Below are 6,386 nucleotides of genomic sequence, written 5' to 3' on the forward strand. Positions count from 1 at the left end.
GTATGAGTTGGTGAGTTAAATCAAAGTCTTTTATTCTCTTACACTCTTTTCTATGTCAGAATTATTCAATACTTAGTTTTACTGTTTGGCTTTGCCAATCCTCCATCGCATTTTTGCAGGTACTCCCATGTTTTATAGTTTTTATTCATCAATTCAGCTATTTATTCAGCTTCCCAACCAGACAAATTAAGGACATACATATAAAAAGGGAATGCATAAAATGAACTTAGAAGTACGTTGGGTAGAAGACCTTTTGACCCTAGAGCGTGAGCGTTCAATTTCAAAAGCAGCGGAAAAACGATTTATTAGTCAATCCGCGTTTACACGTAGAATTCAGCAAATAGAAGAGATGATTGGAGCTGAAGTTATTATTCGAAATAATAAAAATAATATTGAATTTACCGACATCGGGAGAATTATGCTAGTGATGTCTAAAAATATTGAGAAGCAGGTAGAAGAAACTGCCAAGCTGATTAAAAATATCAAAAATGAAACCGAATCGACGATTCGTTTCTGTGTTGTTCACTCATTAGCATCCGGTTTTTTGACAACTTTTTTAAAAAAATTCCCAACATTTATGCGTGATTTAAAAATCGAAATTGTCGCAACGAATAGTGGCGAAGGTTTATCTCTTCTAAAAGAAGGCGCCTGTGACTTTATGATTTGTTACGCAGATCGATCTAATATTAATCGGGTGGGTGATGATATTTTAAGTGGTATCAAAATTGCTGAAACAGAGATTGTGCCTGTGTCAGCGACAGAGGCCGACCATACGCCTAAGCATACAATCCAGAGTAACTTTTCATTACTTGCTTATAGTAAACATGCTTATTTGCGAAAATTGGTCGATCAACTGATTGAAGGTAAACTGAACTATAAAACCTTATACGAGACTGACAACGCCACCAACTTGAAAGAGCTCGTCTTACAAGGTTTAGGTGTGGCATGGATTCCAAAAATTAATGTAGAGGAAGATCTCGCTACCGGAAAATTGGTCATGTTAGATCATCATGAATATTGTCTTCCCCAAGATATTTATATTTTTAAAAATAATCTGAGTGATAACAAATCAGTTCAGCAAATTTGGAAGGGCTTCCAAACTCAGCATGATTAAAATTTATAATGATATGTGATGTATTCAACACATTTACATACAAAGTAATCAATTAAAGAGCTCATACCTTTGTCTTTGTGATGAAAGGCTTTATAAAGCATTGCTCATGGTCTAGATTCTTTGTTAATTTAGACCATATATCAATAATTCAGAAATCTAGTGAGCATTTTTATATATGCAGTGCCTGATTTTATTCCTTTTGAATGGATTATTTGATCCAGACGGAGACAATTTTGTTTGATCTAGATAGTAGATTACTAAATATTTTTTATCATATTTATCGGTTTAAAAGTGTTTCAATGGCTGCTGATGCGATTGGCCTTACACAACCGAGCGTTAGTAATGGACTGAACAAAATCCGTCAGCATTTTAATGATCCACTTTTTATTCGTGTTGGGAATGAGATGATTCCAACTGAATTAGCAAAAGAAATTTTTCCACTCATTAGTGAAGTGATTGATAAAGTTGAAAGCATTAATAACTTTAGTGTGAACTTTGATCCGCTAACTTCAGATCAGCTTTTTACAATTGCCATGACAGATGTCTCTCATCTGGTTTTATTACCGCAACTAACCAACTATTTAAAAGAGAAAGCGCCTTTAATTCGCTTGAATATTAGGCCGATTACACCAGAAACCAGCTATCAAATGGCAAATGGTGAGATTGATCTTGCAATTGGCTTTTTACCGCAGTTAGAAGAAGGCTTTTATCAACAAAAGTTTTTTAAACAACATTATGTGGTGATTAGCTCTAAGAGCCATCCTCGTTTAGACCCAAATAATTTTACTTTAGATGATTATATGCGCGAGTATCATATCGATATTGATGCGGGAATCGGGCACTACCATATTAAAAATGAATTACAGAACAAAGGATTGGATCGAAATATTTTGATTCGATTACCAAGTTACCTAGGGGTGGGTTTAGTGGTTCAAGAAACAGATGCGATCGCAACAGTGCCGTATTATTTAAGCCAAGTCTTATTGGTGAGAGAAAATTTACAGATTTTACCAGCACCTCTAGACTTTCCAACTTATGATGTTAAACAACATTGGCATATGTCTTGCCATCATAAAAGTAGCCATAAGTGGTTCCGTCAAACCTGTTACGAACTTTTTAAAGTCTAAAAAAAGAAGATGTAAGAAAAATACTTACATCTTCCGTGCACTTTAATTTTTAGATTTCAATTGCAACAGCTGTAGCTTCACCACCACCAATACATAATGCAGCAACACCTTTCTTCTTACCAAGGCGTTTTAAAGCATAGATAAGAGAAAGAATAATTCTTGAACCAGTTGCGCCAATTGGATGGCCTAAAGCACAAGCACCACCATGGACGTTTACTTTTGCCTCATCAATGCCGAGTTCATGAATTGGTGCCATTGCGACCATTGCAAAAGCTTCATTAATTTCCCAAGCATCTACTTCATCAACAGACCAGCCAGCGCGCTCAAGTACTTTTTGAATTGCACTAATCGGAGCAATTGTAAATTCGCTTGGATGTTGTGAGTGAGTAGAAGTTGCAACAATTTTCGCTAAAGTATTTAAGCTATGGCTTTGAGCATATTCTTCTGTGGTAAGTACTAATGCAGCAGCACCATCAGAAATGGAGCTTGAGTTAGCAGCTGTAATTGTTCCGTCTTTACTAAAAGCTGGGCGTAATGTTGGGATCTTCTCAAGATTGGCTTTCAATGGCTGTTCATCTTGATCGATAACTTCGACACCTTTACGTGTTTTTACTTCAACAGGAACAATTTCTTCTTTGAAATAACCTTCAGTAATCGCAGTTTGCGCTTTTTTAAGTGAAGAAATTGCAAAGTTATCCATTTGCTCACGGGTAAAGCCTTTAGTGTTTGCCATGTCTTGAGCAAACGAACCCATTAAGCGGCCTGTTTCAGCATCTTCAAGACCATCTAAAAACATATGGTCCTTAATTTCACCATGACCCATACGGTAACCACCGCGAGCTTTAGGTAAAATATAAGGTGCATTGGTCATAGATTCCATACCGCCAGCTACAATAATATTGGCACTGCCTGCTTTTAGAGTATCTGATGCCATTAACACCGCTTTCATTGCAGAGCCACATAATTTATTAATGGTGACCGCGCCGACATGATCGGGTACACCAGCTTTACGCATCGCCTGACGAGCAGGACCTTGGCCAATACCCGCACTTAATACGCAACCAAAAATAACTTCATCTACTTGTTCAGGGGAAACACCTGCACGTTGGATCGATTCACGGATAACAGCAGCGCCAAGTTCTGGTGCAGTTAAAGCCGATAGGCTGCCTTGAAAACCGCCCATTGCAGTACGGCTACCTGAAACTATAACAATTGAACTCATCTTAATATCTCTTATTGATGTATTTGCTAAATTTGCCTTTAGCCGAAACTAAAGGCGCCAGTAAATTAAAAAGTAGGTGGAGTGTAGCTAAGTGTTCTTCCAAAGAACCATAATAAAAATAAAACTAACGGGAAATGCACAACGAGCTGAGTGACTGTAAAACCAATCACATCTTTTGCTTTTAGTTTTAGAATGCCTAACATTGGAAGCATAAAGAATGGATTGATCAAGTTCGGTAAAGCTTCGGCTGCATTATAAATCTGTACAGACCAGCCTAAATGAACTTTCAAATCATTTGCTGCTTGCATGACATATGGGGCTTCAATAATCCATTTTCCACCGCCAGACGGCACAAAGAACCCAAGAATGGCAGAGTATATTCCCATCACAATCGCAAAGGTTTCTTTTGAAGCGATTGAAACGAAAAACTCGGCGATATAATGCGACAGCGATAAATCCTGGCTGTTTAAAGCTTGCGTCATAATAAAAGCGATGCTTCCGTAAAGTGGAAACTGAATTAAGATTCCTGATACCGCTGGAACTGCTTTTGAAACAGCATTTAAGAAGTTTCGTGGTGTTCCATGCAACGCTAGCCCTAGCATTAAGAACACAAAGTTGTATGTGTTTAAGCTTGAAATAGCGATAATTGGATTGCTTTTTGAAAACTCAAAAAACATCCAGATTAGGCCTAAAGCCACCACAATAATCGTTAAGATAGGTGAGTTTTCTAACCAGTCGCCCGGGCGTGTCGATTTTTCATCATGTGGTTTGTCTTCTTCAAACTGCACATCAAAACTATCAATCGTTTTAACATTATTACCTTTTGGAGCTGACCAATACGCGATTGCGATTGAAACAATCACCAAAATAAAGGTCATCGCAATTGATTGCCAAAGGAAAATCGTTTCGGTAAATGGAATAACACCAGTCAAGTTGTAAATTGACTCAGGTAAACTAGTTTTATTCGCTTGAAGCTGTGCTGCCGAAGAGCTGATTCCAAGTGCCCATGTTGCTCCCATACCAATAATTGCCGCCGCTGCAGCAGCACGGTAATCCATGTTCAGCTCTTTACGTTTTGCTAATGCAATCACTAAAAGTGCTGTAAGAATCGTGCTTACTGCCCAATTGACGAGTGAAATTAATAAGCTAACAGTTGCCACCAAAACAATAGCACCACGTCCAGAATTGGGAATACGAGCCATTTTTTGAATGAGGAACTTTACAGGCTTAGATACAGAAACGACATAACCCACAATAATGAGCATAGTCATTTGCAGGGTAAAGGGAATAAGACTCCAGAAACCGTTACCGAATGAAGTCGCGACATCGTGAATTGGAGCACCAATACCCAAAGCAGCAATTGACACAATAATGACGCCAAGCAATGCAAAAATATATGAATCAGGAAACCATTTTTCAGACCAGTCACTAATCCGAAGAGCAAATCTTTCAAAAATTCCTTGCTGTTTTTCCATAGCTGAAAAAATCCTTCTCATTCTTATTTATAGACAGCACATCCGGTGCTTAAAAGGGCTAAGACTTAAGCTCACTTTGTAACTTAAGTCTTATTTGGCTTACTAAAAATTAAAATTTACGCAACTAAAGTTTTATAAAACTCAACACCTGTAGCAGTTTGAATCTGTTCAAGTGTGACATCTTTAGCAAGTTCAATAAGCTCTACGCCTTGTGGAGTAATGTCCATTACACCTAAGTCAGTAATGACGCGATGAACCACGCCTTTACCTGTTAAAGGTAAGCTACAATTTTTCACGATTTTTGGGGTACCGTCTTTTGCACAGTGTTCCATAAGCACTACAACTTTTTGGACACCAGCAACCAAGTCCATTGCGCCGCCCATACCTTTGACTTTCTTGCCTGGAATCATCCAGTTAGCCAAGTCACCATTTTCAGAAACTTCCATTGCACCTAAAATTGCAATGTTGACATGGCCACCACGGATCATGGCAAAAGATTCTGAGCTTGAGAAAAAGGCAGCGCCAGGGCGTGCAGTAACCGTTTGTTTACCAGCATTAATTAAATCGGCATCGACAGTTTCTTCGGTTGGAAACTCTCCAATACCTAATAGGCCATTTTCAGATTGTAGCCAAACATTAATATTTTCAGGAATATAATTGGCAACTAGGGTAGGTAAGCCAATACCCAAATTGACATAAAAACCGTCTTCAAGTTCTTGTGCAGCACGTTGTGCCATTTCATTGCGTGACCAAGCCATTTTATACTGCCTCCGTGCTTAAAGTTTTATGCTCAATACGTTTTTCAGGTGACGCATTCAGTACAATGCGGTTTACATAAATACCCGCTAAATGGATCTCATCCGGATCTAATTCACCAATTTCAACAACCTGTTCAACTTCTGCGATCGTAATTTTTCCAGCCATAGCACATTCAGGGTTAAAATTTTGAGCAGTTTTACGGAATACTAAATTACCCGCTTTATCTGCTTTATAGGCCTTAACAAGAGCAACATCTGCTGTTAAAGATTCTTCTAAAATGTAGTTTTTACCATTAAAGGTACGTTCTTCTTTACCTTCGGCAATGAGTGTACCAACGCCAGTCTGAGTATAAAACGCAGGAATTCCTGCACCGCCAGCTCGTAACTTTTCAGCTAAAGTGCCTTGTGGCGTAAGTTCGACATCAAGTTCACCATTTAAATATTGGCGCTCAAACTCTTTGTTTTCACCAACATAAGAAGAAATCATTTTTTTGATCTGTTTGGTTTGAAGCAAAATACCTAAACCAAAATCATCTACACCTGCATTATTTGAAATACAAGTTAGACCAGCCACACCGCTTTGCTTAACTGCAACAATCAGTTTTTCTGGAATTCCACATAAACCAAAACCGCCTACGGCAAGTGTTTGATTATCTGCAATAACATCTTTCAGTGCTGCCTCTGCATTGG

6 protein-coding genes are annotated in these 6,386 nt (G+C 38.3%); 2 read left to right on the forward strand and 4 right to left on the reverse strand.

Translation table 11 applies throughout. The annotated features are described in order from the left end of the window. The first annotated feature begins 220 nt into the window (after positions 1 to 220). Both HUN22_RS14815 and HUN22_RS14820 read left to right on the forward strand, forming a co-directional pair. Complete coding sequence (locus HUN22_RS14815) at positions 221 to 1,114, forward strand: LysR substrate-binding domain-containing protein (protein ID WP_174730846.1); 894 nt, start codon at positions 221 to 223, stop codon at positions 1,112 to 1,114. 233 nt (positions 1,115 to 1,347) lie between these two features. Then, positions 1,348 to 2,241, forward strand: a complete 894-nt coding sequence (locus HUN22_RS14820; RefSeq protein ID WP_003651675.1) for a LysR family transcriptional regulator — start codon at positions 1,348 to 1,350, stop codon at positions 2,239 to 2,241. A gap of 49 nt (positions 2,242 to 2,290) precedes the next feature. Here the strand turns inward: HUN22_RS14820 and HUN22_RS14825 are convergent, their stop codons facing one another. From HUN22_RS14825 to HUN22_RS14840, 4 genes are all read right to left on the reverse strand, one after another. After that, positions 2,291 to 3,463, reverse strand: a complete 1,173-nt coding sequence (locus HUN22_RS14825) for a thiolase family protein (protein WP_174730849.1) — start codon at positions 3,461 to 3,463, stop codon at positions 2,291 to 2,293. Between the two features lie 65 nt (positions 3,464 to 3,528). Further along, on the reverse strand, positions 3,529 to 4,938 hold the full coding sequence (locus tag HUN22_RS14830; protein WP_174730852.1) for a short-chain fatty acid transporter: 1,410 nt from the start codon (positions 4,936 to 4,938) through the stop codon (positions 3,529 to 3,531). A gap of 116 nt (positions 4,939 to 5,054) precedes the next feature. Continuing rightward, a complete protein-coding gene (locus HUN22_RS14835) occupies positions 5,055 to 5,696 on the reverse strand; it encodes a CoA transferase subunit B (RefSeq protein WP_174730855.1) in 642 nt (213 codons plus the stop codon). Position 5,697: 1 nt separating this feature from the next. After that, positions 5,698 to 6,386 (reverse strand): CoA transferase subunit A (locus HUN22_RS14840; protein WP_174730858.1); only part of this gene is annotated, 689 nt, incomplete at its 5' end.

Origin of the sequence: Acinetobacter lactucae, assembly GCF_013344765.1 — a bacterium.
Taxonomy (GTDB): Bacteria; Pseudomonadota; Gammaproteobacteria; order Pseudomonadales; family Moraxellaceae; genus Acinetobacter; species Acinetobacter lactucae_A.